At 53.7% G+C, this 23,981-nt stretch carries 22 protein-coding genes and 1 pseudogene; 7 read left to right on the top strand and 16 right to left on the bottom strand.

All coding sequences use genetic code 11. The features are described 5' to 3' along the window. Positions 1–29: 29 nt before the first annotated feature. A complete protein-coding gene (locus tag LZ463_RS15260; RefSeq protein WP_241456681.1) occupies positions 30–482 on the bottom strand; it encodes a cache domain-containing protein in 453 nt (150 codons plus the stop codon). Positions 483–698: 216 nt separating this feature from the next. On the opposite strand from LZ463_RS15260, the gene LZ463_RS15255 reads away from it, so the two are divergent. Next, the gene (locus LZ463_RS15255) at positions 699–1,364 is read left to right on the top strand and encodes a glutathione S-transferase (protein WP_241456680.1); all 666 of its coding nucleotides are present in this window, start codon (positions 699–701) and stop codon (positions 1,362–1,364) included. A gap of 464 nt (positions 1,365–1,828) precedes the next feature. On the opposite strand, the gene LZ463_RS15250 is transcribed toward LZ463_RS15255, so the two are convergent. From LZ463_RS15250 to LZ463_RS15240, 3 genes are read right to left on the bottom strand one after another with little or no spacing between them, the layout of a single operon-like run. Next, the gene (locus tag LZ463_RS15250) at positions 1,829–3,178 is read right to left on the bottom strand and encodes an ATP-binding protein (protein ID WP_241456679.1); all 1,350 of its coding nucleotides are present in this window, start codon (positions 3,176–3,178) and stop codon (positions 1,829–1,831) included. Beyond that, positions 3,175–3,846, bottom strand: coding sequence for a response regulator transcription factor (locus LZ463_RS15245; protein ID WP_241456678.1), 672 nt, complete (start codon positions 3,844–3,846; stop codon positions 3,175–3,177). Before LZ463_RS15245 ends, LZ463_RS15250 begins: the two co-directional genes overlap by 4 nt. 35 nt (positions 3,847–3,881) lie before the next feature. Further along, on the bottom strand, positions 3,882–4,613 hold the full coding sequence (locus LZ463_RS15240) for a cytochrome b/b6 domain-containing protein (RefSeq protein WP_241456677.1): 732 nt from the start codon (positions 4,611–4,613) through the stop codon (positions 3,882–3,884). 196 nt (positions 4,614–4,809) lie between these two features. Between LZ463_RS15240 and LZ463_RS15235 the strand changes: the two are divergent. Then, positions 4,810–5,211, top strand: a pseudogene (locus LZ463_RS15235) (IS701 family transposase); the annotation flags it as partial. Positions 5,212–5,369: 158 nt separating this feature from the next. Here the strand turns inward: LZ463_RS15235 and LZ463_RS15230 are convergent. The 3 genes from LZ463_RS15230 to LZ463_RS15220 all read right to left on the bottom strand — a co-directional run bounded on the left by LZ463_RS15230 (position 5,370) and on the right by LZ463_RS15220 (position 7,800). Next, on the bottom strand, positions 5,370–5,846 hold the full coding sequence (locus tag LZ463_RS15230; RefSeq protein WP_241456676.1) for an Lrp/AsnC family transcriptional regulator: 477 nt from the start codon (positions 5,844–5,846) through the stop codon (positions 5,370–5,372). Between the two features lie 56 nt (positions 5,847–5,902). Further along, positions 5,903–6,817: a TIGR02285 family protein gene (locus LZ463_RS15225; protein ID WP_241456675.1), complete on the bottom strand. Its 915-nt coding sequence runs from the start codon at positions 6,815–6,817 to the stop codon at positions 5,903–5,905. A gap of 140 nt (positions 6,818–6,957) precedes the next feature. Next, positions 6,958–7,800, bottom strand: a complete 843-nt coding sequence (locus LZ463_RS15220; RefSeq protein WP_241456674.1) for an oxidoreductase — start codon at positions 7,798–7,800, stop codon at positions 6,958–6,960. Between the two features lie 168 nt (positions 7,801–7,968). Between LZ463_RS15220 and LZ463_RS15215 the strand changes: the two genes are divergently transcribed. Next, positions 7,969–8,910 (top strand): AraC family transcriptional regulator, encoded by a 942-nt coding sequence (locus tag LZ463_RS15215; protein ID WP_241456673.1) that lies wholly within the window; start codon positions 7,969–7,971, stop codon positions 8,908–8,910. Positions 8,911–9,011: 101 nt separating this feature from the next. Here LZ463_RS15215 and LZ463_RS15210 read toward each other — a convergent pair whose 3' ends face one another. From LZ463_RS15210 to LZ463_RS15200, 3 genes are all read right to left on the bottom strand, one after another. Beyond that, positions 9,012–9,869 (bottom strand): hypothetical protein, encoded by an 858-nt coding sequence (locus LZ463_RS15210; RefSeq protein ID WP_241456672.1) that lies wholly within the window; start codon positions 9,867–9,869, stop codon positions 9,012–9,014. Positions 9,870–10,181: 312 nt separating this feature from the next. Next, positions 10,182–11,369, bottom strand: a complete 1,188-nt coding sequence (locus LZ463_RS15205; RefSeq protein WP_241456671.1) for a M20 aminoacylase family protein — start codon at positions 11,367–11,369, stop codon at positions 10,182–10,184. Further along, positions 11,356–12,591: a diaminopropionate ammonia-lyase gene (locus LZ463_RS15200; protein ID WP_241456780.1), complete on the bottom strand. Its 1,236-nt coding sequence runs from the start codon at positions 12,589–12,591 to the stop codon at positions 11,356–11,358. Before LZ463_RS15200 ends, LZ463_RS15205 begins: the two co-directional genes overlap by 14 nt. 131 nt (positions 12,592–12,722) lie before the next feature. On the opposite strand from LZ463_RS15200, the gene LZ463_RS15195 reads away from it, so the two are divergent. Together LZ463_RS15195 and LZ463_RS15190 are read left to right on the top strand one after the other, a co-directional pair. Next, complete coding sequence (locus tag LZ463_RS15195; RefSeq protein WP_241456779.1) at positions 12,723–13,196, top strand: Lrp/AsnC family transcriptional regulator; 474 nt, start codon at positions 12,723–12,725, stop codon at positions 13,194–13,196. A gap of 146 nt (positions 13,197–13,342) precedes the next feature. Then, the gene (locus LZ463_RS15190) at positions 13,343–13,900 is read left to right on the top strand and encodes a hypothetical protein (protein ID WP_241456670.1); all 558 of its coding nucleotides are present in this window, start codon (positions 13,343–13,345) and stop codon (positions 13,898–13,900) included. 71 nt (positions 13,901–13,971) lie between these two features. Here the strand turns inward: LZ463_RS15190 and LZ463_RS15185 are convergent, their stop codons facing one another. Together LZ463_RS15185 and LZ463_RS15180 are read right to left on the bottom strand one after the other, a co-directional pair. Beyond that, the gene (locus LZ463_RS15185) at positions 13,972–14,991 is read right to left on the bottom strand and encodes an alpha/beta hydrolase (protein ID WP_241456669.1); all 1,020 of its coding nucleotides are present in this window, start codon (positions 14,989–14,991) and stop codon (positions 13,972–13,974) included. Between the two features lie 331 nt (positions 14,992–15,322). Then, complete coding sequence (locus LZ463_RS15180) at positions 15,323–15,778, bottom strand: MarR family winged helix-turn-helix transcriptional regulator (RefSeq protein ID WP_241456668.1); 456 nt, start codon at positions 15,776–15,778, stop codon at positions 15,323–15,325. 523 nt (positions 15,779–16,301) lie between these two features. On the opposite strand from LZ463_RS15180, the gene LZ463_RS15175 reads away from it, so the two are divergent. Beyond that, the gene (locus tag LZ463_RS15175) at positions 16,302–17,561 is read left to right on the top strand and encodes an alpha/beta hydrolase family protein (RefSeq protein ID WP_241456667.1); all 1,260 of its coding nucleotides are present in this window, start codon (positions 16,302–16,304) and stop codon (positions 17,559–17,561) included. Between the two features lie 61 nt (positions 17,562–17,622). Here the strand turns inward: LZ463_RS15175 and LZ463_RS15170 are convergent, their stop codons facing one another. The 4 genes from LZ463_RS15170 to LZ463_RS15155 all read right to left on the bottom strand — a co-directional run bounded on the left by LZ463_RS15170 (position 17,623) and on the right by LZ463_RS15155 (position 20,213). Next, a complete protein-coding gene (locus LZ463_RS15170; RefSeq protein ID WP_241456666.1) occupies positions 17,623–18,873 on the bottom strand; it encodes an alkaline phosphatase family protein in 1,251 nt (416 codons plus the stop codon). Positions 18,874–18,994: 121 nt separating this feature from the next. Continuing rightward, positions 18,995–19,537 carry a hypothetical protein gene (locus tag LZ463_RS15165; RefSeq protein ID WP_241456665.1) on the bottom strand — a complete coding sequence of 181 codons (543 nt, stop codon included), beginning with the start codon at positions 19,535–19,537 and terminating at the stop codon, positions 18,995–18,997. A 2-nt stretch (positions 19,538–19,539) separates the two neighbouring features. Beyond that, positions 19,540–19,791, bottom strand: a complete 252-nt coding sequence (locus tag LZ463_RS15160) for a hypothetical protein (RefSeq protein ID WP_241456664.1) — start codon at positions 19,789–19,791, stop codon at positions 19,540–19,542. A 47-nt stretch (positions 19,792–19,838) separates the two neighbouring features. Next, positions 19,839–20,213 (bottom strand): hypothetical protein, encoded by a 375-nt coding sequence (locus tag LZ463_RS15155; protein ID WP_241456663.1) that lies wholly within the window; start codon positions 20,211–20,213, stop codon positions 19,839–19,841. Between the two features lie 269 nt (positions 20,214–20,482). Here LZ463_RS15155 and LZ463_RS15150 point away from each other — a divergent pair, with 269 nt between their 5' ends. After that, the gene (locus LZ463_RS15150; protein ID WP_241456662.1) at positions 20,483–23,977 is read left to right on the top strand and encodes an EAL domain-containing protein; all 3,495 of its coding nucleotides are present in this window, start codon (positions 20,483–20,485) and stop codon (positions 23,975–23,977) included. Positions 23,978–23,981 lie beyond the last annotated feature (4 nt).

Below are 23,981 nucleotides of genomic sequence, written 5' to 3'. Positions count from 1 at the left end.
ATCCATATGCGAGAACGAGTCTGGCCTCGTCAGTTACCCTTGTAAATCCCCGCCTCCAGTGTGACATCGCCACTGCGCACATAGTAGGTGGATTTGTTTTCCAGCTGCTTGGTGACGGGATTATTGTAGCGGTAATCGACCCAGCCTTTCCCCTTGGTTTTTGCACCTTCGACGATTTCCTTGCGGAAGAATTTACCGTCAGCGTCGGGTAATACCAGCATGTTTTTTCCAACCAGCTTGGGATTGACAGGGTGAGCCAGGGTGGTGCCATCGAGGCTGCGCACGACGAGATAAATGTCGCCCTTGATGAATTCAGGATTTTTGTTGTTGACTTCCTTGATCAGGGCTTCAACACTGTTTTTCTTGACATAGGCGAGGCCTTTTTCAACCATGTCGATGGCGTCAGACGGATTGTCCGCATAGGCGCTGGAGAAAACCATGGCGCTTAACAAGGCCAGAACAATCATTGCGAATCGCTTCATGACGCCTCCCGATATGATGATTGCCCCAGTATAAGCAAGGCGCATGGGCGAGACAAGCCATATTGCAGAAAAACTGCAACAGCAGCATTGCAAATGCGGCGAATATTCACGCTGCCAGGATTAGCATGTCTGCATGTGAGTGGCGACAGGTAGTAAGCCTTCTGTATCCATTCAGTTCGTCAGTTCAACACCATCCCGATTCAGGACGCCATCAACATGCCATTACCTATGCAATTACTTTACCAGACCCATTCGCCCTATGCCCGCAAGGCCCTGGTGTTCGCCCATGAGGCCGGCCTGGCCGGGCAGATAGAAGTCATTCATCATGAAACCAGTCCGACCAATCGCAATGAGGCCGTGTATGCGCAAAACCCCTTGGGCAAAGTGCCGGTGCTGCTACGTCCGGGCTTGCCGCCGTTGTTTGATTCTGACGTGATTTGTGAATACCTGGACACTCTGCACAATGGCAAGCCGCTGATCCCGGCCCTGGGTGAAGCACGCTGGCATGTCTTGCGTATGCAGGCCATCGCCAAGGGTATGGCTGATTCCGGCATTGCCGTACGCTGGGAGACCACACGCCGCCCGGAAGCCCTGCGTTACCCGCCACTACGTGACGGCCATACGCAAAAACTGCTGGCCAGCTATGACTGGCTGGAGCAGCAGCTGGAACAAGAGCAAAAACAGGAGCGGGAACAAGAACGAGACGCGGACAGCCCTGTCCATGTCGGCCACATCGCCGTGGCGACGGCCTTAAGCTGGCTGGAGTTTCGTGAACTGCCCGGCTTCAGGGAACAACGCCCCAGGCTGACGGCATGGTATGAAGCATTCATCGCGCGTCCGTCCATGCTGGCGACGCCGCTTTCCGGTGAGACTAACGACTAGAACTGATTTCATCAATAGGGTGAGTGCGAACAAGGCGATTTGGGAGGCAGTGCAGACTTGTTTAATGTCGTACAACCCTTGTCAGTTTCGAGGTTTTTTAGACTAGTGGACTGTCACAGTGAAAGCGGAAGTGAAGGACATGTGCCCGGCGAATCAGGGCAAGGCAAGGTTTTGAAAAATAAACACAGCGATAGCGGGGCTATCGCACGTATTTGTAACGCCGCCATGATCGTCGAGCACATGGCAGGCACTTCGCTTTTCACTTTGACAGTCCGCTAGTTATCACTTTTTCAGAATTATTGTTTGCTGCTTTTTTCACTTGTGGAGCAGGTATATCCGCGTTGTTTTGCGCATGTGAGAGAGTGACGAAAACACATGTCATGAAAAAAAATAGTCGGACGTAATTCATTGCGCACTCCTAGTGTGCTGCAACAGTCCACTAGTTGTTGATATGAAAGAGAGATTCAGTAATGCACAGGCATTGTCAGTGTCACTTTTAATCCCCCCAATTTTTCTGAACGTCCGGCTTGCAAGTCCATGTTGTGAACCGCTGCTATTCTTTTTGCAATAGACCAACCAAGGCCACTGCCACTTTCTACATTACTTTGAATACGAAAAAATCGCTCTCCCAACCGAGAGATATCCTGATCCGAAAGACCATTTCCACTATCTTCAATCGTTAAGATATATTGACCATTGATGCAGCTCAATTGAATCAAAATTCGTGCTGCTTCTGGACAGTAGCGAATGGCATTGTCGATCAAGTTACGAACAAGTACACCCAGCAGAACTTCATTAGCATTGATAACGCAACTACAGTCCGCATCCAGTTCCAGATTTTGATGCTTGCTGATGGCTTTGTGAGCGATATCTGCAATTTGGCTGCGTATCATGACTGATATGTCGAACTTCACAAATTCAGCTTCCGCGTTGCTTTCCAGTCGGGACAAAGTGAGTAATTGCTCAATCAAACGGGATGTTCTGTCGCAGGCCTCCAGCGTGCCCCTTAATGCATGCTGACGTTTAGTTTCATCATGCTCCACCATCGCTACCTGGGCCTGGGTGCGCAGGGCGGCAAGTGGGGTGCGCAGTTCGTGGGCTGCGTCCGCCGTGAATCTTCTTTCTGACTCCATCAGGCCGGCAATGCGTTCCAGTAAGCCATTCAATGCTTGAATAACAGGCTGAGTTTCTTTACTTGTGCCATTCATTTCAATCGGGTTAACTGCCGATGGCTCTCGCTGCTCAAGTACTTGGCCTAATTTGACGATCGGGCTCATACCTTGCCTCACGGCCAGCCATAGCGCTATGGCAAGCAAGGGAAGTGCAATGATGAACGGCAGTACCAGGCTACGTAAAACTGCATACAGGATGGCAGTGCGCGCCTGTACCTCTTCTGCCACATAAACCTGCACATCTGTGTCAGCACCGATTGTGTAAAATACACGCCACTGCTGGCCGCCAATTTGAATGGTTGCAAAGCCCTCTTTTAATTCCTTGGAAACGTCCAGGATAGGCGCTTCCGGCGCATTTGCTGAGCGCAAGCCAATATGCCCTGCATGAAAAACCTGGTACATGACTTTAGGTGCATACTTGTGCAAACTATGTGTATCCTGCGATTCTCCATTCTCTACAATCTCGTGTATTTGATGTGTTGCCAGCAAGCTTGCAGCTTGCGCCAAATGGCCATCCAGCACTTCGTCCAGCTCATGCTTGGCATCGAACCAGGTTATGGCAGTTGCCAGCAACCAGATGGATGCGACAGCTGTTAATGTCAGGATGAGTAATCGACTTTTCAGCGATGGAAGTGCGGTCATGATGATCGACTAGTCTTTGGTAGCATGTAGCCAACTCCACGCACTGTCAGTATTGATGCTGCGCCGAGCTTTTTTCGCAGGTTGTGAATATGGACTTCAATGGCATTGCTGTCCACTTCTTGCCCCCAGCTATACAAATGGTGCTCGATTTGTTCCCGTGAAAGCACGCGATCAGGATTGAGCATAAGGGCTTGCAAGAGATCGAATTCCCGCGTCGACACTTCAACCTCTGCACCTGCCTGCCTTACTGTTCTTGCTCCCGGATCCAGTAAAATATCTTGTGCTTCCAGATTCTCAGTTGTCTGCCCATGGGCGCGCCTGATCAGTGCACGCAACCTTGCGGCAAGTTCATTCAGATCAACTGGTTTAACGACATAATCGTCGGCTCCCTGATCCAGCCCGCGAATTTTAGCTGGGATGGCATCACGTGCAGTCAATATTAATACCGGGCAGCTGACTTCAGCCCTGCGTATGCTGGCAAGCACGTCCAGTCCATCTTTGCGCGGCAATCCCAGGTCCAGTACTGCAGCGGTATACACTTGGCTGCGCAATTCATATTCTGCTGCATCACCATCCCTGACCCAATCGACTTGAAAACCGAATTGGCGTAAGCCTGCCTGCAAACCATCGCCAAGTAATGGGTCGTCTTCTGCCAGTAATATGCGCATATCAGTTCTCTATGATTATAAAATTTTTGCCAGATTCAATCTCTGTCACGGTCTTTATCTGAACCTTCTTTGCTCGACTGCGTCTTTTCTGTGCTTGTTGCAGACGTTGCTGTACTCGCCTGATAAATCCAGAATCCGAGTACCACTAACATCAGTGCGATGCCAACCGAGTGCCGGGTGCTATGTATAGCTTGCTGTTGCTGCCCCAGTTTACGGCCGCTTATCATGCTGCGTACCAGATTTTGACGATGTAAATAACTCGCAAGTAAAACACCCGCAATGTGTACGCCAACTACTGCCAGCATAATATTGGCCGCTATTTCATGCGCTTCTTCCAGCCATTCGCCGCCCAATTCATTATAGTTGGCATAGCCCGATATTGTGACGATTAAGCCTAGACCTAACATTGCGATAATCGCGATGGCACCTGCCGGATTGTGCCCAGTGAAATGAGCTGGATGCCCGGATATCATGCCACGCAAATAACGAATGACAGTAGCAGGTGAACGCACAAATTCAGAGAAGCGTGCATATTTACTGCCGATAAATCCCCAGAGCAGACGAAAACAGATCAAGAATAACATGGTGTATCCCATGCTTATATGGAGCAGACGCAAGGAATCCACTTCAGCTGTCAGATAGGCACCCGTAAAACATAAGGCAATCAACCAGTGGGTAAGTCGCACAGGCACATCCCATACCTGGATTTTCTTGGTGGAACTTTCGGTACAGCTAGTGTCACTTTGTGAAGTTGATATATTGCTCATTTCGATCTCCTCTAGGAATTCAGGGAATTCTCAAACTTAAAAATCATGTACCTGTCACTCGCTGATGAAGAACCCATGCAAGAGACTGAGGGGTATGCAATTGCAGGACTCTCATCCAGGAAGTAATAATGAACTTTGATTCTTAAGATGAGCTTAAGCAGTGAATATGCGTTGAGATTGGCGTCGGTGTGTAGGGCGTCCCGCCCACCGGGACTACCTTGCCACCGAGATGCGCGCTGAAGAATGGCTGCTGATCGAATGGCCGGAGGGGGATGTCGAGCCACTAAAGTATTTCCTCTCAACAGCGCCCTGGGATGCGACACTTGAGCAAATTGTGTTTGTGACAAAAATGCGTTGGCGGATCGAGCGCGACTATCAGGAACTGATAGCAGGAATTTGGGCTTGGATATGATGAGGGGCGTGGTTGGCGTGGGTTTCACCATCACGCCACGCTATGCATCGCGGCGTACGGCTTTCTGACCATGCGGCAGCTCCAGCAGCCAAGCGTCAAAAAAACATTGCAGAACCAAAACCACTTGGATTACCCGATGATTTCGTCACTCGCGAAAGCAGGACGAGCGCAGCGTCATGTACCTGACTCCATTACAACACTACGCGCACATTGCTAGCGCAATCGCCGTACAACTAGCACGTTGTCCTTGCTGCCGCCGTATGACGCTATTCTATAGGTGGCACAGTAAGACCAGGCAATATCAAGTACCGTCAGGCAAAGTCAGGCACAGTCAAGTGAATCGATTATTCCGCCTCATCCAGCGGTACAGGTATATTCAACCCACGCTTGACCAGGCCCAGTGTCACATTGGTGGTAAAGCGCCTGACATTGGTGTTTTCCTGCATGAGACGCGACATCAGCGCTTCAAAGGCTTCCATGTGTGGCGCCGTGACGACGAGGACAAAATCGACTTCGCCAGTCACGTAAAAAGCCTGCTGTATCTGTTCATGTTCACTCAGCCAGTTGCGTAACTGCGCCAGCAGTTCTGGCCGCTCACGCTCGACTTCGAGCGAGACAATGAAAAAATTGGGACGACCTATTTTAACTGGATCAACAACCGCCGCATCACGCATGATGACGCCCTGCTCGCGCAAACGGCGCAGGCGTCTCTGTATTGCCGACGGTGACAGCGCAACCTGTTCAGCCAGGCGCTCGGCCGCCAGGCTGGAATCCTGCTGTACCAGGTTCAGTAGCTGGCGGTCGAATCTGTCGAGTTGCATGGTGAATATAGAATCTATGGCAATCTGTTGTCGTACCGGATTGTAGCACCGCCAACTTACTTGCGCGCCCTTGCCCTGACCGGAAAAGCCTGGCTGAAAACCTGCCGCGCCAATGGGCGGGCATCTTCGGGCATCCAGCTTTCATAATAAGAGGCGATGGCCTCCAGGATTTCCCGACGGGCCAGCACAGCATTGATCTGTTCTATGGCCTGTTCGCCGAAGGGGCTTTTGGAGCATGCGGCATAACCCAGCAAAAAGGCAGGCTGCTCTTGCAGGGGATAAAATTTAAGGTCGACAAAATCAGCGCTGTCACGGCTGTTGAGGAAAGTGGCTTCGTAAGGGTAGCCCAGTATCAGGTTGACACGGCCCAGGGCATTCATCTGGAACAGGCTTTTCGCCGCGTTCGGTGCGCTGTTGAAGAAGATGTTTTTCCTGTCCTTGTTGGCCTGTAATAACTCGTCTATTACGGCGCCATAACTGCGACCACTTTGCACGCCCACAGTCAGTGCTCCATCTTCAAGCAATTTGCCCAGACTGAGTTTGTCACCCACAAGAAGATAGGGGCGCAGTTGTGCAACCTGTGCACGCGGGATCATGGCACCCGGTGATACCTGGGCAAAGAATGGCGTGGAAAAAACCATGGTTTTCTCGCGCTCTGCATTCTTGAACAGACCCAGTGCACAGGCATTGCTTTCTTCCTTGAGCATCAATTCCAGGCGCTTGAGCGGGACATGGATGAGCTTGTGCTGGTAATCCGGCAAGTTGGGGATGAGGTGGCGCTGCAAGGCCAGGTCGACGATACCCTCACCCTTGCCTGGTCCGTCCGGAATGTACAAAGGCGGCAGCGGGAAAACATACCAGTTGATCTCGTTAGCAGCTTGCGTGATGCCGCTGGCGAGCAAGCCGGCGATCAGGGCCAGACGCCTGGCCCACTTGCCCACACATAGCCATCGCTGCAAAACATCCTGCATTCATCCTCCCCTGTTCGTTGTCATAAGAACAGTAGGAGTATGTCACACTTTGTCAATTTGACAAAATTACCGACGCGGTGCATTTGCAGGGTAAGGCATGCTCATCCTTGTCAACATGCCCCCCTGCGCTCATGCCGGCATTATGCAAAATCCCCGTCTGTCGAGACAGACAGAACCCGCCATTGCTGCAATACCTGCTGGTGTTTCTCCAAAGCGGCGCCAACAACCTCTATCGCATCAGAACCGGCTGCATAGCGTAATGGCGGCTCAGCCATATTGCTGATGGACAGTATGGCGGCACCCAGCTTGACGGGGTCACCGGCCTGCTGATGATTATAGCTGGCATAACTCTCGCGACTGCCGATGCCACTGTTGGTGTAGTCAGCGATGGTCTTGTTGCCATAACGCACCGATGTCTGGTCAAGAAAATCAGTGCGGAAGAAGCCAGGTTCGACAATGGTAATGTGGATACCAAAGCGCGCCACTTCCAGCGCCAGCGATTCCGAGAAACCTTCGATGGCAAATTTGCTGGCGCAATAAATCGACGCGCTCTCAAAACCGGCGATGCCGCCTATTGAAGACAGGTTGAAGATATGCCCTCTTCTTTGCTCGCGCATGACGGGCAAGACGGCGCGTGCCATGTTCATGCTGCCATAGACATTGGTGTCGAACTGCTGGCGGATTTCTGCCGTGCTGATTTCTTCAAACAGGCCAAGCTGTCCGTAACCTGCGTTATTGACCAGTACATCAAGGCTGCCAAATTGTGCGCAGGCTGCCTTGACGGCGGCTTGTGCCTGCGCTTCATCATCGACGTCAAGCGCCAGTGACAGTGCCTTGTCACCATAGCTGGCGAACTGGCTTTCCAGTTTGTTGATATCGCGACCGGTGACGACGACCTTGTCACCACTATCGAGCGCGGCTCTGGCGATGGCTGCGCCTATGCCACGGGTGGCGCCGGTAATTAACCAGGTTTTTTGCTTCATGATCTGCCTTTCAAGTGTGTCCGCTGATTGCGGAATGTGGCCATGATAGGCAGATATGGCCCCGAACTGAATGCCGGAAACTTTCTGATTCTTGCCTAATCCTATTGCACGTCGCAAATTCAGCGATATTATTGCTATGATGCGTGCCTGTTCCTCTTCATCACGTTTATGCCAAACAAGGACGACATCAATCACAGACTGGCAAGCATCGTGGCCGGCATGGCCCTGCAGGAAGGCTTTACCGCCTCGGCGCTGGAGTATGTACATTTCATGCGCAGCGAACGGCCCATGCAACGCACGCCAGTCATGTATGAACCCTGCATCTGCATCATTGTGCAGGGACGCAAGCGTGCCTATCTGGGCGACGCCATGTTTGTTTATGATGCACGGCAATACCTGGTGGTCTCTGCACCCTTGCCTTTTGAAGCCGATACCGAAGCCACACCGGATCACCCCATGCTGGGCATCCACCTGGGCATACAGCAATCGCTGGCGGCAGAACTGGCGCTGGCAGTGCAGGAAGCACAGGCAGGGGTAAAAGCCAATGCACCTGCTACGCCAGTCGGTGCGCCTGCCTTCATGTATGCGACCCAGGTGGACGACACCCTGGCTGACGCTGTACTGCGCCTGCTGCAAGCCTTGGCATCCCCGCTGGAAGCAAGGGTGCTGGCGCCCGCCATCGTGCGTGAAATCTATTTCCGCATACTGATGGGTGAGCAGGGTGCAGCCATGCGGGCAGCTTTGAGCCAAGGCAGTCATTTCCAGAAAATCACCCGCGCCCTGCGCATGATCCATGAAGGTCTGAGCAACAAGCTTGACGTCGACAGCCTGGCGCACGAATCCGGCATGAGCGTGCCGGCTTTTCACCTGCACTTCAAGCAGGTGACCAGCACCACGCCCATCCAGTACATCAAGGCCATGCGCCTGCACAAGGCCAGGTTGCTGATGATACGTTCAGGCATGAACGCCTATACCGCATCGAATACCGTAGGCTATGAAAGCAGCTCACAATTCAGCCGCGAATTCAAACGCCTGTTCGGCCGCAGCCCGCTGGACGAAGTCAAACAAATGCGCAGCGTCTTGCGTATGCATAACGGCGGGGGCGCCTAGCCGGGGGTGCCTAGCCGGGGGCGCCTAGCCGGGAGCACCTGACCAGGGGTTGATCGCAACGGCCGCACAGGGTGGCCGTTCCCGTATCGAACGCTCAACCCTTACCATGAGCGCAAAGTCATGTTCTTCACATAGCAGTAATTGTCACCATAATAGACAGGTGCAGACACCGTATCATTGATGCCGCGCCGGATGACACGGCAGGCGCTGGCTTCGGGATTGGCGAACTGGATATAGGTGTCTGTGAATGTCACATCGACCGCCGGACGCAGGCCGTAAGACTCAATCATGAAGATACTGCGATTCTGCGCCTGACCACGCAGGTCAATGTCATAACTGACATGCTGACCTGTCTGCACATCGAGGATGTATTGTGTCCAGACAGTGCCACGCAGATACATGGATATCGCCAGTTTGTCGCCAACATTGACCGCCATCATTGAACCGCCCTGACAACCGGTGAAATTTTTTTCATGCCCTATCGTATTGACGTATTGCGCCGATATCCACCAGGTCGAATAGGCCGCAGGCTGGTTTCCCGGTGCGCATGAATTACCCCAGGTCAGCACGGGCTGCAATACGCCATTGTCGATGGGCAGATAATTGGCCCCGCCTGGCTGCAGACCAGGCCAGAGAAACAGTGTACCGGTAGCAGGTGGGTGCGGCGGCACGACCATCGACGTATACAGGTACACGACCCGGTTACCCTGGCTGACGTCAAGCTCAACAAAGCCGGTACCCTGCACCGCCTCGGGTGCTGGCGCTAGCGGAGCAGCGGCGGGCGGGATGGGCATATTGGTGTCAGACTCAGCACCGGCGCCGCTTCCACCACCACAGGCGCTTAACGCCAGCATGAGCATGGAACTTGCGAAATACCGGTATGAAGACTTTGCCAATGGTGTCGCCGACTGCACGACGCCAGCTATGCTGTTCTTTTTCAGGACTGATTGTTTTTTCATATTCTCCTCCAAGATTGTGGTTATATTTTTAATATCAATTATGTAAAACCTGACCGTAGCCTTGCAGCATCCCGGTTGCCGCAACTGATAAAACGGCAGGGGACTACCCTAGCAATGATGAAAGGAAGTGGTCTAGATGCAATTCAGGGGCGATCAATGTGAAATCGGCACATCCAGCGAAGCACAGCTGTCAGGCTGTAATTCGCTGAATGGACTCAGGCTCATAGATGTCTGCATTGATCCTGTAGAAACAGGGGGAGGCCTCCCTCTGCAAAAGGCAAAGAGGACAATGTGAAAGCGCAAACGGTCCTGTCAGACGGCTTGGGCGGCAGGCAATTCCAGTCGCACAATTTCAGCAAAGTAGCGTGCACCGGTCGACAGGATTTGATCGTTGAAGTCATAGCCTGCGTTGTGCAAGGGTATGCCGCCCGGGCCGTCTGCGACACCATTGCCAATGAAGCTGAAGTTACCAGGTATGGTTTGCAAGAAAGCACCAAAATCTTCAGAGATCATCATGGGCTGTACATTGGCGTCGACATTTTCTTTGCCCACAATATTCGCAGCTGCCCTGGCGGCAACGTCGACAAACTCGGCTGAATTAATAGTCGGTGCAAACTCATGGGTATATTCAAACGTGCATTCTGCACCATGCATGCGGCAGATTCCCTCGCTGATGTCGCGCATGCGCTGTTCCAGCATGGCTTGCACCTCGCGGGAATAACTGCGGGTATCTCCCTTGATGATGACGTTGGACGGAATCACGTTCCTGATGCCGTCAGTAATGAATTCCGTACAGGAGATCACCGCCTGTAAACCCGGATCAAGATTACGCGAAACAATGGTCTGCAAGGCCAGCACGATCTGCGAAGCGATGACGATGGGGTCTATGCCCATGTGTGGCCTGGCTGCGTGCGTGCCGCGTGCCTTGATGTGGATGACAAAATTATCTTCCGATGCCATGATGCCGCCGGCGCGGGTGGCAAAAGAACCTGCTGATATGCCTGGCATGTTATGCACACCAAAAATCGCATCGGTGGGAAAGCGTTCAAACAGGCCATCACTCATCATGGCCTTGGCGCCGCGCCCGTGTTCTTCTGCCGGCTGGAAGATAAAGCGTACCGTGCCGTTAAAATCTGGCCTGGTAGTCAATAACCTGGCTGCGCCCAGCACCATGGCCATGTGGCCATCGTGCCCGCATGCATGCATTTTGCCGTGCGTGCATGAGGCATGTGGCCTGCCGGGTGCGTTCTCGGTAATATGCAGGGCATCCATATCCGCACGCAAGCCTATCGCCCTTGTACCCTTGCCTGCACTCAGGCTGGCCACCACGCCAGTGCCGCCGATGCCGCGATATACTGCCAGTCCCATGTTCTGCAAGGCTTTGGCAACGTAGTCAGATGTCGCCACTTCTTCAAAACCTGTCTCGGGATGCTGATGCAAATGCTTGCGCCAGGCCAGCAATTCTGCCTGCAGGGATGCATTGATGTCAGCTGTTTCCATGGTGTGCGTCCTTCCAGTTTTTTTGTTGAGAAAGCACCATCTCTGCTGCCACACCAGTCAATTCACGGTACACCGATGGGGCGGTTGCCCCTTCGGTATTGATCACCAGCACTCTTGAACTGGTATCGAGCCCCAATTGCTTCATGCAGATACTGCTGTCGCATATACTGAGCAGACCGGCCAGACCCGCTGCGCCAGATTCCCCGGCGACAATGGGGATATCGTCCTCGCTGCCCGTCGCCAGCTTGCGCATGGCCTCGATGGCGAGTTCATCGTCTATCGTCAGGAAATAATCGACAGCAGGCTGCAAAAAGCGCCATGCCAGCGGCGAAGTCTCGCCGCATGCCAGCCCCGCCATGATGGACTCAACCGTACCGGTCGCCCTGCCCGCCCGGCCATACAGGGCGCTTTGGTAAAGACAGTCTGCCTGTGCAGGTTCCACCACGATGAAACGGGGGCGGTTTGCGCCATACAATTCCCAGAAGTAGCTGACGATTCCGGCGGCCAGTCCACCAACACCACCTTGCAGGAAAATATGGGTAAATGTGCTTCTTCCTTCATCTCCTGCAGCCTGCTCCACCAGTTCGGCGGCGATTGTGCCATAGCCTTGCATGACATCACGAGGGATATCTTCATAGCCTTCATAAGACGTGTCAGAAATCACCTGCCAGCCATGGTCCTGCGCCATCTGCGCAGCCACTTCCACAGACTCATCATAGTTGCCTTCAATGCGCACTATTTTTGCACCAAAAGCCGCGATTGCCGCTTCACGCTCAGCACTGACCTGGGCATGCAGCACAATCACACACCGGCAGCCCGCGCATCTGGCAGCCGCAGCCAGGCTGCGTCCATGATTGCCGTCCGTGGCGCTGATGACAGTGTAATTCTGCAGCAGCTGTGCGTGGCGGCCTGCCAGTACATCTTCAGGTGTGATGGCAGACTCAGGGTAGAGACGCAAAACCTGCCTGATCAGCGCCACCGGCGCGCCCAGTGCCTTGAAGCTACCCAGCGATGAACGGACTGACTCATCCTTCACATGGACGCAGGCCAATTGCAGTTGGCCTGCCAGGTCTGGCAAGACATACAATGGTGTTGCAGCGCTGGCGAGTTCTTTCCAGGGAGCCAGCCAGCGTCTGCTTGCCTGCGCATGCTGTATATTCATGATGGCGGCGAGATCAGCCGGATAATGGGTACGTAGAGCATGTGGATTGCTTAGCAACATGGCGACACCTGTCATGGGATGAATATTGCCTGCAATCATATTCCGCACCTAGTGGTAATATTTACGGATATTGCATGCGCAAGCGCAAAATCTTTGCAAATTCACCGATCATATTGACTGATAGCTAGCCACTGATGACTACCCTGGACAATTTTGACCGTCGCCTGCTGGCTGAAATCCAGCAGGACAGCAGCCTGCCGCAAAGCACGCTGGGGGAAAGGGTCAACCTCTCTACTGCTGCGGTGAATCGCCGTCTCAAGCGTCTGGGCGATGAGGGGGTCATAGAACGCTTCACAGCCCAATTGCGCCCGGATGCACTCGGCTATCCGCTGACCATCGTCGTCGAAGTGGAGGTTGAAAATGAACGCATGGATCTGCTTGATGCCATGAAGACCACCTTCCTTGCCTGCCCACAAGTTCAGCAATGCTATTACGTTGCCGGTGAATGTGATTTTGTGCTGATCTTCGCCGTACGCGACATGGCGCAATACAACGAACTGGTCCGTCAGCTCTTCTTTGAGAGCAATAATGTCAAACGCTTTAAGACCTTTGTGGCGATGAGCCGGGTGAAAGCCGGACTCGACGTTCCCGTCGATGATGCATAAACAACGGCAGTCCGCAGCGATTTTCAGATAAAAATAATAAGGGAAGTCTTTCTCGCCTGATGAGGAAGCAATTGTTTTTATTAAAAAATTGCAATGTAGAATATGACATATCCATAGACCAGCCCACCTTCAGCAAGGAGTTTCCCATGACCATCACCGTCGTCAACAGCACCAGCCATGAAGCATTTTTCACCATCAGCAAAGGCGATCTCGTCATCGCTCGTTGGGTACGGCTCGGTGGCGGTGGCGAGCTGGAACTACGCACGGACATGACAGGCACCATCACTGCCAAGGCCAATTTTCTCAATACAGAATACACTTCTGACCGCGTGCAGTTAAATGAGAATGCCGCCTATGTCGCGCAGATAGACCAGGACCTTGAAAACAAATCCTATGCTTTGCGCCTGGTAGAAACAGGCAGCAGCAGCCCGCCTTTCATGCAGTTGTACAAGACCTGTACGCCACCAGTCAGCTTCATCATACAAATGCATGGCCTGTTCGAGCAGGAAATTACCCAGGCGCGCGATTTTACCGCATTGAATTTACGGACGGGCCCCGGCTATACCGTGCAGGCCGTCATCAATGGCATCACCCTGGCCCCGGTTGCCTTTGGTGATGATCATACGACGATTACTGCGACAACAGTACAGGATGACTCTGTGGCCGGGTTTTACAGGCTGGACATTGTTGAATCAAAAACCTGAGCCCAGCACTGCGCCTGGGTAGCATGATTGACCTTGTCTGACTGCACAGCTACCCAGGCATCCGATCGATCTTACTTCAAACTCTGCTTCAACTCACCACCCGCCTGCTGCATGGCAGAGCGCACTGCCGGTACGTTGGCCAGCACATTGAGCAGGCCAAAGTCATGGATCATGCCCTTGTAGCGTACCGTCGTGACCTTGACGCCGGCTTCATCGAGCTTGCGGCCATAGGCTTCGCCCTCATCGCGCAAGACGTCAAATTCTGCTGTCTGTATGAGGGTTTGCGGCAAGCCTTTCAATTGCGCCGTCGTGGCGCGCAGTGGTGAGGCGTAAAGCTCTTTGCGTTTGCCCTGGTCCGTCGTGTAATTGTCCCAGAACCATTTCATCATGTTGCGCGTCAGGAAGTGACCGTCAGCAAACTGCTGGTAAGAGCCATTGTCAAAATCGGCGTCAGTCACGGGCCAGAGCAATACCTGTGAACGCAGTGCGGGGCCGCCCTGGTCTTTTGCCATCAGACTGACAACTGCTGCCATGTTGCCGCCAACGCTGTTGCCGGCGACGGCAAGACGACTGCCATCAACACGGATTTCCTTGCCATGCTCGGCCACCCATCTGGTTGCGGCATAAGCCTGGTTGATGGCAACGCCATAGCCCGCTTCAGGCGACGGTGTGTAATTGACGAAGATGGCTACCGCACCCGATTCTGCCACCAGGTCACGCACCAGTCTTTCATGCGTAGGGTAATCACCAAGCACCCAGCCGCCACCGTGGAAGAACATAAATCCGGGCAAGGTTTTTTTGATGCCAGCCGGGCGCACGATGGTCAGCCTGATGTCGGCGCCATCTGCCTTGATGATTTTTTCTGATACATCAGCAGCAGGCAGCCTGAGCTTGACGCCAGCCTGCGCGCCCACCAGAACGGCGCGCGCATCGGCAACCGGCAATTGTTCCAGCGGCTTGCCGCCACCGGCTTCCAGCGCCTGCAAAAAAGCCTGCGTCGTCGGCTCTACGCCGGGGCTGCCGGCAGCAAAGGCATGGGTCACAGAGAGGCTGATGGCGGTTGCAGCGATGAGCGATTTCAGGTGTGTCATGTTGATTTCCTTTTATAAGGTGGCGGTCAATCTGACCGCCGTTAGTGGGATAAATCGAAACTGGCTTGTTGCTAACAAAGACCAGGCTGCCAGCCGCCTGGCCTGTCAAAATTATTTATATAATCAGCTATTAAATAGTGCACTATGTATTTAATATACCTGTGCCATGACAGATAGCTTCATGGATAAATCATCGACAAGCAATGGCATATGCAGATCATGTCTTCTTCCATTCTGCTCTATTAAATACATCGATAAAATACACTATTAAATAGTGCACTATATATTTAATTGAACTGCATGAATAAGCAAACACTTTTACTCTCCCGCTTCAGGCATTTTTCATCAGGGCCGCTCGCAGAGCCAGTATCTCCTGCTTGAGGTCACGCGCCTCATCAGCCGAGCATTCTGCTGCACACAATACCGAAGTCGGCAAAGCCGCTGCCTGCTTGCGCAGGTCATTGCCAGCTTTTGTCAGCGAGATAATCACTTGTCGTTCATCCTCTGCCGAACGTACCCGGGTAATCAGCTCTTGCGCTTCCATACGTTTGAGCAAGGGTGTCAGCGTAGCCGAATCAAGTATCAGGCGATCGCCTATATCGTTCACGGTCTGCTCATCCTGCTCCCACAAAACCATCAATACCAGGTACTGGGAGTAAGTAATTCCCATGTTCTTGAGCAGCTTGCGATAGAGCTTGTTCATCGCCAGTGAAGTCGAGTACAAGGCAAAACACAACTGGTCGCCAAGCTGTGGGGCCGGGGCTGATTTGCTGTTTGAGGTTTTCATGTTTCGCATTTTATATAGTGCACTATCTATTTGCAAGCTATTTTTTAAATATCCTTACAAACCACGACCTCCTTCCCCTTTCTCCTTCGAGACATCAACCATAACTGCACGGGATTTTGCAACATGAATACCGGAAGAATCATTGTGTACATGCCCTGTAACTTTCATGCCGAACTTGTAAGAAAAATCTGTCATCAAACAAGCTTTTACGACGATTACGGGGCTGGACGAGCACGACCAAGTTTCACCCTTGTAGTTACATGTAATCTGCAGTAACAGTAATTTTGTGACAATAAGAACAAAGCTAGAATCGGTCCGGCAAGCAATTCAGGATGGGTGCACAGGTGCGTTGCATGCATAAGAAAACGCAAGCTTGATCTTGAAAAACCTTGCCTTGCACTGCGTTGTACTCATTGCTTCACATAAATTGCTTCACATCAGTCAGGGACGCTGCTTCACTGCGTCACCTGACGTCTCATCGTTTCTCGCTCTATACATTGACAACCCACAGGGAGGGTATTTCATGAAATTCTCATTCAAGACAGCCATGCAACTGGCCTGTTCTTTATCGCTGCTGTACGCAGGGTCAGGCTTTGCACAAAACGCCAGCTTGCCGCCGCCAGCCTGCTCGTCTGCATTGCCCGGCGCTACCAGTCACACCGTCGCCTATATCGATTACAAAAAACAGGCGGGCCAGGTCACGTTCTGGCAACGCGACAATTACTGCTATGGCGACAGTGCCGTTTGGTGGGAACCGGGTTCGGCGGCCTATCTGACGCAACGTGCATCCGTCTACACGGCCACCAATCCGGCGACTGACCCGGTTGGCACAAAGCGCCCGGTGGTGATCTTCACGCATCCGAATGGACAGACAGAAAAGTTCATGTACAAGGACAGCACGACACCGAGTGACAACCCGTATGCGACCTCTACCCTGTTCCAGAGCGTGCTGGTGCAGGCCTTGAATGCTGGCTACACAGTAATCACACTGGAGTTCAGGCATCCGGTTGCATCATACGACACCAAGCTCAACCAGACACCCGGTAATACTGATATACGTGACGGCATACAGTTCATGCGCTACAACGCAGCGCAACTGCACATTGACCCTGACAATCTGTTTCTGGTAGGGCAGTCGCGTGGCTCACTCAATATGCTCTGGGGTATCAAGGACAATGCTGCCGGTACGGACGCACAGCGCCCATGGCGTTCGGCGTCATCCAAGGCAAACGCGATATGGGATTACCAGGCGCAGACCTGCTATGACCGCAACACGGTGGAGAACAAGTTTATCCTGCCGTCGTCCTATGCCGCGTTTGAATCGGACCCTAAATTTCCCGAACCACTCGACTACCAGGCGGGCTGTGCCCTGAATGCAGTAGGCAATTCCCTGTCCATTCCACCCATGGTCTTGATGTACGACGAAGCACCCGTCGATATCAGTAATGTCACCCAGCAAGAATATTGCCGTACCGACTGGTCAGAGCAATTCTGCTGGAAGAAAAAGAAATGGCACGATCCGGACAATATCTGGAACGCCTGGTTTGACGAGCATGACGCCAATTTTGGTGTCGCAATGAACAAGGCCTATGGCCACGCGGGAGCAGATAAAAAAATCCAGGCCTGCTACGGCGTGACCATTACCTATGATGACCCGTCCGGCCCATGGAACGGCTATCGTGGCTATACGAACTTTTTTGATCAGTACCGGACTGTGCCGGTCGTCAGCGCGGCAGCACCATTCCAGTGTCCGCAGGTAACGCATACGCCACCACCGAACTGAACAGCATGCACTGACACTTTCCTCTCGCCACCGCATACTGGTGGCGAGAGGCGGGTTCTGCTTATTCAGCCAGCGCCGCCCTTGTCGCTTCTAAGGTGCCGTCAGACGCCAGCGCGGGCACATTGAGCAACTTCATCAGCAACGGGTAGACATCCACATTATCAAATGGTGCAAGTACAATGCCTTTCCTGAAAGCCGGGCCATTGGCGATGAACAGGGCTTGCATGTCCGCAGTCAGGTTATCGTAGCCATGCGCACCTTTTTTTGCCTTGCTTATCGCCCTGGCTTCCGGCACGATGGACCAGCCCAGTTCGGCTGAACAGAACAGGCGCGGCACGCGCGGATTGCTGCCGTAGTGAAAGCGTTGCGGTATGTTTTCCTTCTTCCAGCACTGCATATGTTCATGCGACTTCAGCAGGGCCTGTGTCACCAGGTCCTCCTTTCCTGGCCTGGGATTGATACCGGCATTGCTGCCAAAGACAACCACCTCGTAGCTGGCCGGATCAGCGATCTGGTCCAGCTGTATGACACGCTCAGTGCTGATCGCAGTCATGCCATGATCAGACACGATGACAATATTGGCGTCGACATGACGGCTGCGCAAGCCATCCATGAGGCGGGCAATGGCCTTGTCCACCAGCGCTGCGGCAGCGGTCACCTCTGCCGTGTCGGGGCCAAACTCATGGCCGGCATGGTCAACCTGGTCAAAATACACCGTCATGAAGCCTGGCCGTTGGGCAATGGGCTTATCGAGCCAGCCCAACAGGGTATCGACACGCGCGGCAGGGGCAAGCTTGTCATCAAAAGCACGGTATTCGGTCGGGCGCACACCTTGTATGGCGGCTTCTGAACCCGGCCAGAACATGATCCCTGTCCTGACCCTGTTCTTTTCTGCCGTCACCCAGACCGGCTCGGCCTGGTCCCACCAGCGCCTGTCCAATACCGCCTCTGTGTTACTGAGCTTGAAGCGTACACCGGGTATGGCGGCATCATCCATGGTATTGTCGACGATGCCGTGATGGTCAGGCCGCAAGCCTGTCACCAGGGTGTAATGATTGGGAAAGGTAATGGATGGAAACGAAGGCCGCATCGCCTCGGCACGCACACCACCGGCAGCCAGTGCAATCAGGGCAGGAGTGACGCCACGGCCCAGGTAATCAGGCTTGAAACCGTCAATAGAAACGAGGATGACAGGACGGTAGTTGCTATCGTCGTTTGTGCTTGGCAAGGCTTGCTGCCGGGCAGATGAACAACCGGTCATTGCCAAACCCAGCAATGCAATTACCAGGGTCTTTGTAATGTATTTTTTCATGGATGGGAAGGTGGATTCGAGAAGGCTGGGGCAAGTCTAGCATTTTACGGTGCAGCCTGTATTTGCCCTCAGCTCTTGATTGCCAGTTTATTTTCAAACTGCTCCTGCTTCTGCCTCCAGACTAGCCGGTCAACGGCCGCCTGGCCCAGGCTGGCGCTTCACGTGGGTCTGGTTTATCGCCATTGAAGTCAGCCAATACCTGTACAGTCCCATCATCACGCTGCCAGTGCAGTTTGCCATCGGCAGCAAAGATCAGGCGCCTGTTCTGATCGCGACCCGACCATTCTGCACCGGCAACTTCATGACTGATCAACTGACGCTGCCCGCCTCCGCTAAACACATCCAGCCCATGGGGAATATGCTCGGGATGGGGCTGCGCCAAATGTCCGACAGCAAGACATATCTGACGATTCGCTTCAAAATGCCCGCCACCACCCCAGGTATGGCCCTGTGGCCAGAGTCCCAATGCGTGCAGCCAGGGCAGGCGGCTGACGCCTGTCCAGGCCGATGTATAGATAGTGGACTGTAACAGTAAAAAGCGAAGTGCCTGCCATGTGCGCGGCGGCCATGGCGGCGTTGCAAATACTCGCGATAGCCCCGCTATCGCTGTGTTTTGCGCCTTGCCCTGCCTCACCGGGCACATGTCCTTCACTTCCGCTTTCACTGTTACAGTCCACTAGTCCTGTATTTTCTTCCCTGGTGCACAAAGTAAAGTAGCAGTTCACCATCTGGCGACAGATCGCAGCGCTCGGGGTAAATACGGCCGCGTATCCATGCGCCGGATTCAAAGCTGTCATGGCGTGTATCCCAGCGTATCACGTGGAACCAGCTGGTCGGTCCGCGCGCGAAGATAGCAGCCACAGGTGCTTCTCTGGCAAAGATGGCGAATAATCGTGGACTGGGTGGAGGTGTGCTCATCAATTGTACTGATCAAGAGTAAGTTAAATAGAAAAACGGGACCAGCCTTACCCTTGCGCCGCATACAGGCACAAGAGACCTATTGCCAGAAAGAATAGCCACGAAAAATGCCGTCCACGGCCACCAACGGCAGATACCAGGAACTGTAGCAAGAAACAGACGCCTATGATGCGGCACAGACTGCCTGCCGTCACCGGCGGATAGGCAAGATTGAGCAATACGGCAGCCAGGCCCAGCCAGGCGACGGTGGTGATATGCCAGGCCAGGCGCAAGGTCTGCCTGGTCAGATCGGCACTACCCCATATCTTGGGCAAATCCCCGCGTCTGAACAGACGTATCAGGATGTAACGCTCACCCAGGTAAGAATGGGCAAGGCCCACGATGAAAATAAGCAGCGCAGCAAGGTACAGGGCATAGTTCATGGGAGTGCATTCAAAAAATGGGCGAGCGTGGCAAAGTTGGTCTATATTTCAAAAAGCCAGCGAGTTATTATGCAATGAACAATTATATTGCCATTTAACAACACTCATGACTGCAAGGTTTTTTGATGACAAGCAACAGTATGGCATGTGGTAAATTAGGGTGTGCTGGGAACTTGACTGGTCGACATCAGTATATGCCTGCGCCTGCCATGCCAGGTCATCAGCAAAGGCACTAAAGATGAAATGAATACAGGGTTTGCATTCCAACCATGACAACTGCGGGAAGCACGATGACCGAGGCACGTGACGACATACGCCCTGCTGCTGCGACCGAGCAGGCACGGTCCATACGCAGCTATTTGCTGATGCTGGTCATGGTGGTGTCGTTTCCCCTGGTTGCGGCTGTCGGTTTTGGTATCTATCACGATTTCAAGCAATCTACTGAATACACCAAGAAGTCCTTGCGTACCATGACCAATGTCATGATCAAGAATACCAGTGGCGACCTGGTACAGGCACGCCAGATCATGACGGGGATCGCCAACCTGCCCCAGGTCAGACAGCTTTCCCTGGATGATTGTCCGGTCAAGTTGAGCAATCTCGCCACTCTGGACCCTGCCTATGCGCGCATCGCCATCATCGACCTGGAGGGCAGGATACTGTGTACGGTCAAGGGTGGCACGACACCACCCATGCGTGACCTGATCAGGAAGGATGAGATCGATGCTGCCATCAGCAAGAAAGGATTCAGCATTGCCGCGCCACGCCGCAATAGCGTCAGTGATCCCTGGAGCACGACCCTGAGCATGCCGGTATGGAATGACAGGCAACAGATCGTTGCCCTGGTTTTGCTGAACCTCAATGTGAATTTTTACGACCCCAGCATCCCTGCGCAATTTTTACCCGACTCCAGCCGTTACGGATATTTCCGCGATGACGGCATCATGGTCTGGCGCAATCTTGACCCTGATCATGTCATCGGCACACGCCCCAATGCCGATGCCGCCCGCCGTATCGTGCAGACCAAAGATGGTGAATTTGAAAGCCAGGCGATAGATGGCGTCGTGCGTTTTTTTTCCGTCGCCCCTATGCAGGAGTTTGGCCTGGTCGCCTTTGTCGGTGTACCGTCCAATACGGTTTTTGCCGATGCCTGGGCCCGCGCCATTGAATCCATCGCCCTGGTACTGCTGATGATCATCATGCTGCTGATGGTGGCGACGGCATTTACGAGGCGTATTACCAGGCCCATGGTGGCGCTGGAACTGGTTGCCCGTACGGTGCACGATGGCAATCTGGGTGCGCGTGCCAGCATACAGGGGCCGGCAGAACTGCGGGCGGTGGCGCGCGAATTCAACCGCATGCTAACAGCCCAGCAACATAGCGACGAACAGTTCAGGGCCTTCCTCGACAACAGCGCCATCGTTGCCTGGGTCAAGGACATGGCGGGCCGCTATCAGTTTGTCAGCGACAATTTTGTCCGCCGCTTTGCCGGCAATATGGAAGACGTGATTGGCAAAACTGATCATGAACTGTGGCCCGCTGAAATTGCCGATTCCTATTTCAACAGTGACCAGGAACTGCTCAAGTCCGGTTTGCAGGATGAGGCCATCTGGCCTTCGGAGAATGCCGATGGCACGACCAGCTGGTGGCTGGTCAATAAATTCGTGTTTTCGGGGTCTGACGGCGCCCCCCTGCTCGGGGGACTGGCGATTGACATCACTGAACGCAAGCGCATGACAGATCTTGACGAGATGATTTTACAGACCGCCATGGATGCGTTCTGGCTGGTCAATGAGCACGGCAAACTGCAGGCGGTCAATGAGACTGCCTGCACCATGATGGGTTACAGCCGCGAAGAAATGCTTAAACTCAGCATTACCGATGTCGACGTCATTGACGAAGAGTACGGCCAGTCGGTCCATGACAGGCTCAACAGTGTACGCAAGGCTGGCAGCCAGCAATTTGAGGCCAGGCACAGGCGCAAGGACGGCAGCATCATCGATGTTGAAGTATCGGTACGCTACCTGCCGGGGCAGGAACTGTTCCCGGCTTTTGTACGCGATATCACAGCACGCAAGCAGGCCGAGCAAAGCCTGCACCTGGCTGCCACCGTGTTTGAATCGCACGAAGGCATGTTCGTCACCGACGCCAACAAGCTGATACAACAGGTCAACCGCGCATTTACAGAAATCACCGGCTATCACCGCGAAGATGTGGCAGGCAAGACGCCCGACCTGTTCAACTCCGGCCGCCATGACGCTGCCTTTTATGCCGGGATGGAGCAGCAGCTGGAGCAAGAAGGTTCCTGGCAGGGTGAAATCTGGAACCGTCACAAGGATGGCCATGTCAGCCCGCAATGGCTGACCATCACTGCCGTCAAGGGCCGCAATAATGAACTGTTGCACTATGTTTTCACCCTGATCGACATCACCACCCGAAAAGCAGCGGAAGATGAAATCAAGAACCTGGCCTTCTTTGACCCCCTGACCAAGCTGCCCAACCGCCGCCTGCTGACTGACCGCCTGCAGCAAGCCCTGGCAGCCAGCGCCCGCAGCGGTCGCAAGGGCGCCCTGCTGTATATTGACCTCGACAATTTCAAGACACTCAACGATACCCAGGGCCACTTCAAGGGTGACCTGTTATTGCAGCAAGTGTCAGAGCGCCTGTGCAGTTGTGTGCGCGAAGGTGATACGGTGGCGCGCCTCGGTGGCGATGAATTCGTGCTCCTGCTGGAAAACCTGAGCGTCGCCACCAACGAAGCCGCCAACCAGATAGAAATGGTCGGCAAAAAAATCCTGCAGGCATTGAACCGCCCCTATGACCTGGCAGGCTATGAATGTCACAGCACCCCCAGCATAGGGGCAACACTGATCGCCGATCATCACAGCAACTTCGATGAACTGATGCGGCAATCCGACCTGGCCATGTATGCCGCAAAAACTGCTGGCCGCAATACCCTGCGCTTTTTTGACCCTGGCATGCAGGCTGTTGTCACCGCCAGGGCGGTGATGGAAAAAGAATTGCGCGAAGGCCTGCGCAATGGTGATCTGAAACTGTATTACCAGGCACAGGTCGGCAAACACGGCGAACTCATCGGCGCCGAAGCCCTGGTGCGCTGGCAGCACCCGCAGCGCGGCATGGTATCGCCGGCAGAATTCATCCCCCTGGCCGAGTCGACGGGCCTGATACTACCGCTGGGCACCTGGGTCCTTCAGACGGCTTGCCAGCAACTGGTAGCATGGGCTCAGCATGAACGCACACGCCACCTCAGCATCGCCGTCAACGTCAGTGCACGCCAGTTCAGGCAGATCGACGTGGTGGCCCAGATCATGGATATCATCCAGCAAAGCGGCGCCAACCCGCGTCTGCTGAAGCTGGAACTGACCGAGAGCCTGCTGGTTGAAGATGTGGAAGACATCATACAGAAAATGGAAATCCTCAAAGCGGCCGGACTATGCTTTTCGCTCGATGACTTTGGCACCGGTTATTCATCCCTGACTTACCTGAAACGCCTGCCCCTGGACCAGCTCAAGATAGACCAGTCCTTTGTACGCGATGTATTGACAGACGCCAACGATGCCGCCATCGCCAGGACCATCGTCGCCCTCGGCCAGAGCATGGGCCTGTCCGTCATTGCCGAAGGCGTGGAAAACGCCGAACAGAGAGACTACCTGGCCAGCAACGGCTGCTATGCCTACCAGGGCTACCATTTTGGCAAACCTGTGCCAATAAGCGATTTTGAAGCGGCGCATTTGCCGTCATAAAACA

Source organism: Undibacterium paludis (genome assembly GCF_022568815.1).
In the GTDB taxonomy this organism is placed as follows: domain Bacteria; phylum Pseudomonadota; class Gammaproteobacteria; order Burkholderiales; family Burkholderiaceae_D; genus Undibacterium.
The sequence above is the reverse complement of the archived record's forward strand: the minus strand, read 5'-3'. Positions and strand labels throughout refer to the sequence as shown.

What these genes read in the sequence shown, in the direction of transcription:
- LZ463_RS15260 (WP_241456681.1), bottom strand. Translation starts at nt 482, where the DNA reads ATGAAGCGATTCGCAATGATTGTTCTGGCCTTGTTAAGCGCCATGGTT.
- LZ463_RS15255 (WP_241456680.1), top strand. Translation starts at nt 699, where the DNA reads ATGCCATTACCTATGCAATTACTTTACCAGACCCATTCGCCCTATGCC.
- LZ463_RS15250 (WP_241456679.1), bottom strand. Translation starts at nt 3,178, where the DNA reads ATGACCGCACTTCCATCGCTGAAAAGTCGATTACTCATCCTGACATTA.
- LZ463_RS15245 (WP_241456678.1), bottom strand. Translation starts at nt 3,846, where the DNA reads ATGCGCATATTACTGGCAGAAGACGACCCATTACTTGGCGATGGTTTG.
- LZ463_RS15240 (WP_241456677.1), bottom strand. Translation starts at nt 4,613, where the DNA reads ATGAGCAATATATCAACTTCACAAAGTGACACTAGCTGTACCGAAAGT.
- LZ463_RS15230 (WP_241456676.1), bottom strand. Translation starts at nt 5,846, where the DNA reads ATGCAACTCGACAGATTCGACCGCCAGCTACTGAACCTGGTACAGCAG.
- LZ463_RS15225 (WP_241456675.1), bottom strand. Translation starts at nt 6,817, where the DNA reads ATGCAGGATGTTTTGCAGCGATGGCTATGTGTGGGCAAGTGGGCCAGG.
- LZ463_RS15220 (WP_241456674.1), bottom strand. Translation starts at nt 7,800, where the DNA reads ATGAAGCAAAAAACCTGGTTAATTACCGGCGCCACCCGTGGCATAGGC.
- LZ463_RS15215 (WP_241456673.1), top strand. Translation starts at nt 7,969, where the DNA reads ATGCCAAACAAGGACGACATCAATCACAGACTGGCAAGCATCGTGGCC.
- LZ463_RS15210 (WP_241456672.1), bottom strand. Translation starts at nt 9,869, where the DNA reads ATGAAAAAACAATCAGTCCTGAAAAAGAACAGCATAGCTGGCGTCGTG.
- LZ463_RS15205 (WP_241456671.1), bottom strand. Translation starts at nt 11,369, where the DNA reads ATGGAAACAGCTGACATCAATGCATCCCTGCAGGCAGAATTGCTGGCC.
- LZ463_RS15200 (WP_241456780.1), bottom strand. Translation starts at nt 12,591, where the DNA reads ATGTTGCTAAGCAATCCACATGCTCTACGTACCCATTATCCGGCTGAT.
- LZ463_RS15190 (WP_241456670.1), top strand. Translation starts at nt 13,343, where the DNA reads ATGACCATCACCGTCGTCAACAGCACCAGCCATGAAGCATTTTTCACC.
- LZ463_RS15185 (WP_241456669.1), bottom strand. Translation starts at nt 14,991, where the DNA reads ATGACACACCTGAAATCGCTCATCGCTGCAACCGCCATCAGCCTCTCT.
- LZ463_RS15180 (WP_241456668.1), bottom strand. Translation starts at nt 15,778, where the DNA reads ATGAAAACCTCAAACAGCAAATCAGCCCCGGCCCCACAGCTTGGCGAC.
- LZ463_RS15175 (WP_241456667.1), top strand. Translation starts at nt 16,302, where the DNA reads ATGAAATTCTCATTCAAGACAGCCATGCAACTGGCCTGTTCTTTATCG.
- LZ463_RS15170 (WP_241456666.1), bottom strand. Translation starts at nt 18,873, where the DNA reads ATGAAAAAATACATTACAAAGACCCTGGTAATTGCATTGCTGGGTTTG.
- LZ463_RS15160 (WP_241456664.1), bottom strand. Translation starts at nt 19,791, where the DNA reads ATGAGCACACCTCCACCCAGTCCACGATTATTCGCCATCTTTGCCAGA.
- LZ463_RS15155 (WP_241456663.1), bottom strand. Translation starts at nt 20,213, where the DNA reads ATGAACTATGCCCTGTACCTTGCTGCGCTGCTTATTTTCATCGTGGGC.
- LZ463_RS15150 (WP_241456662.1), top strand. Translation starts at nt 20,483, where the DNA reads ATGACAACTGCGGGAAGCACGATGACCGAGGCACGTGACGACATACGC.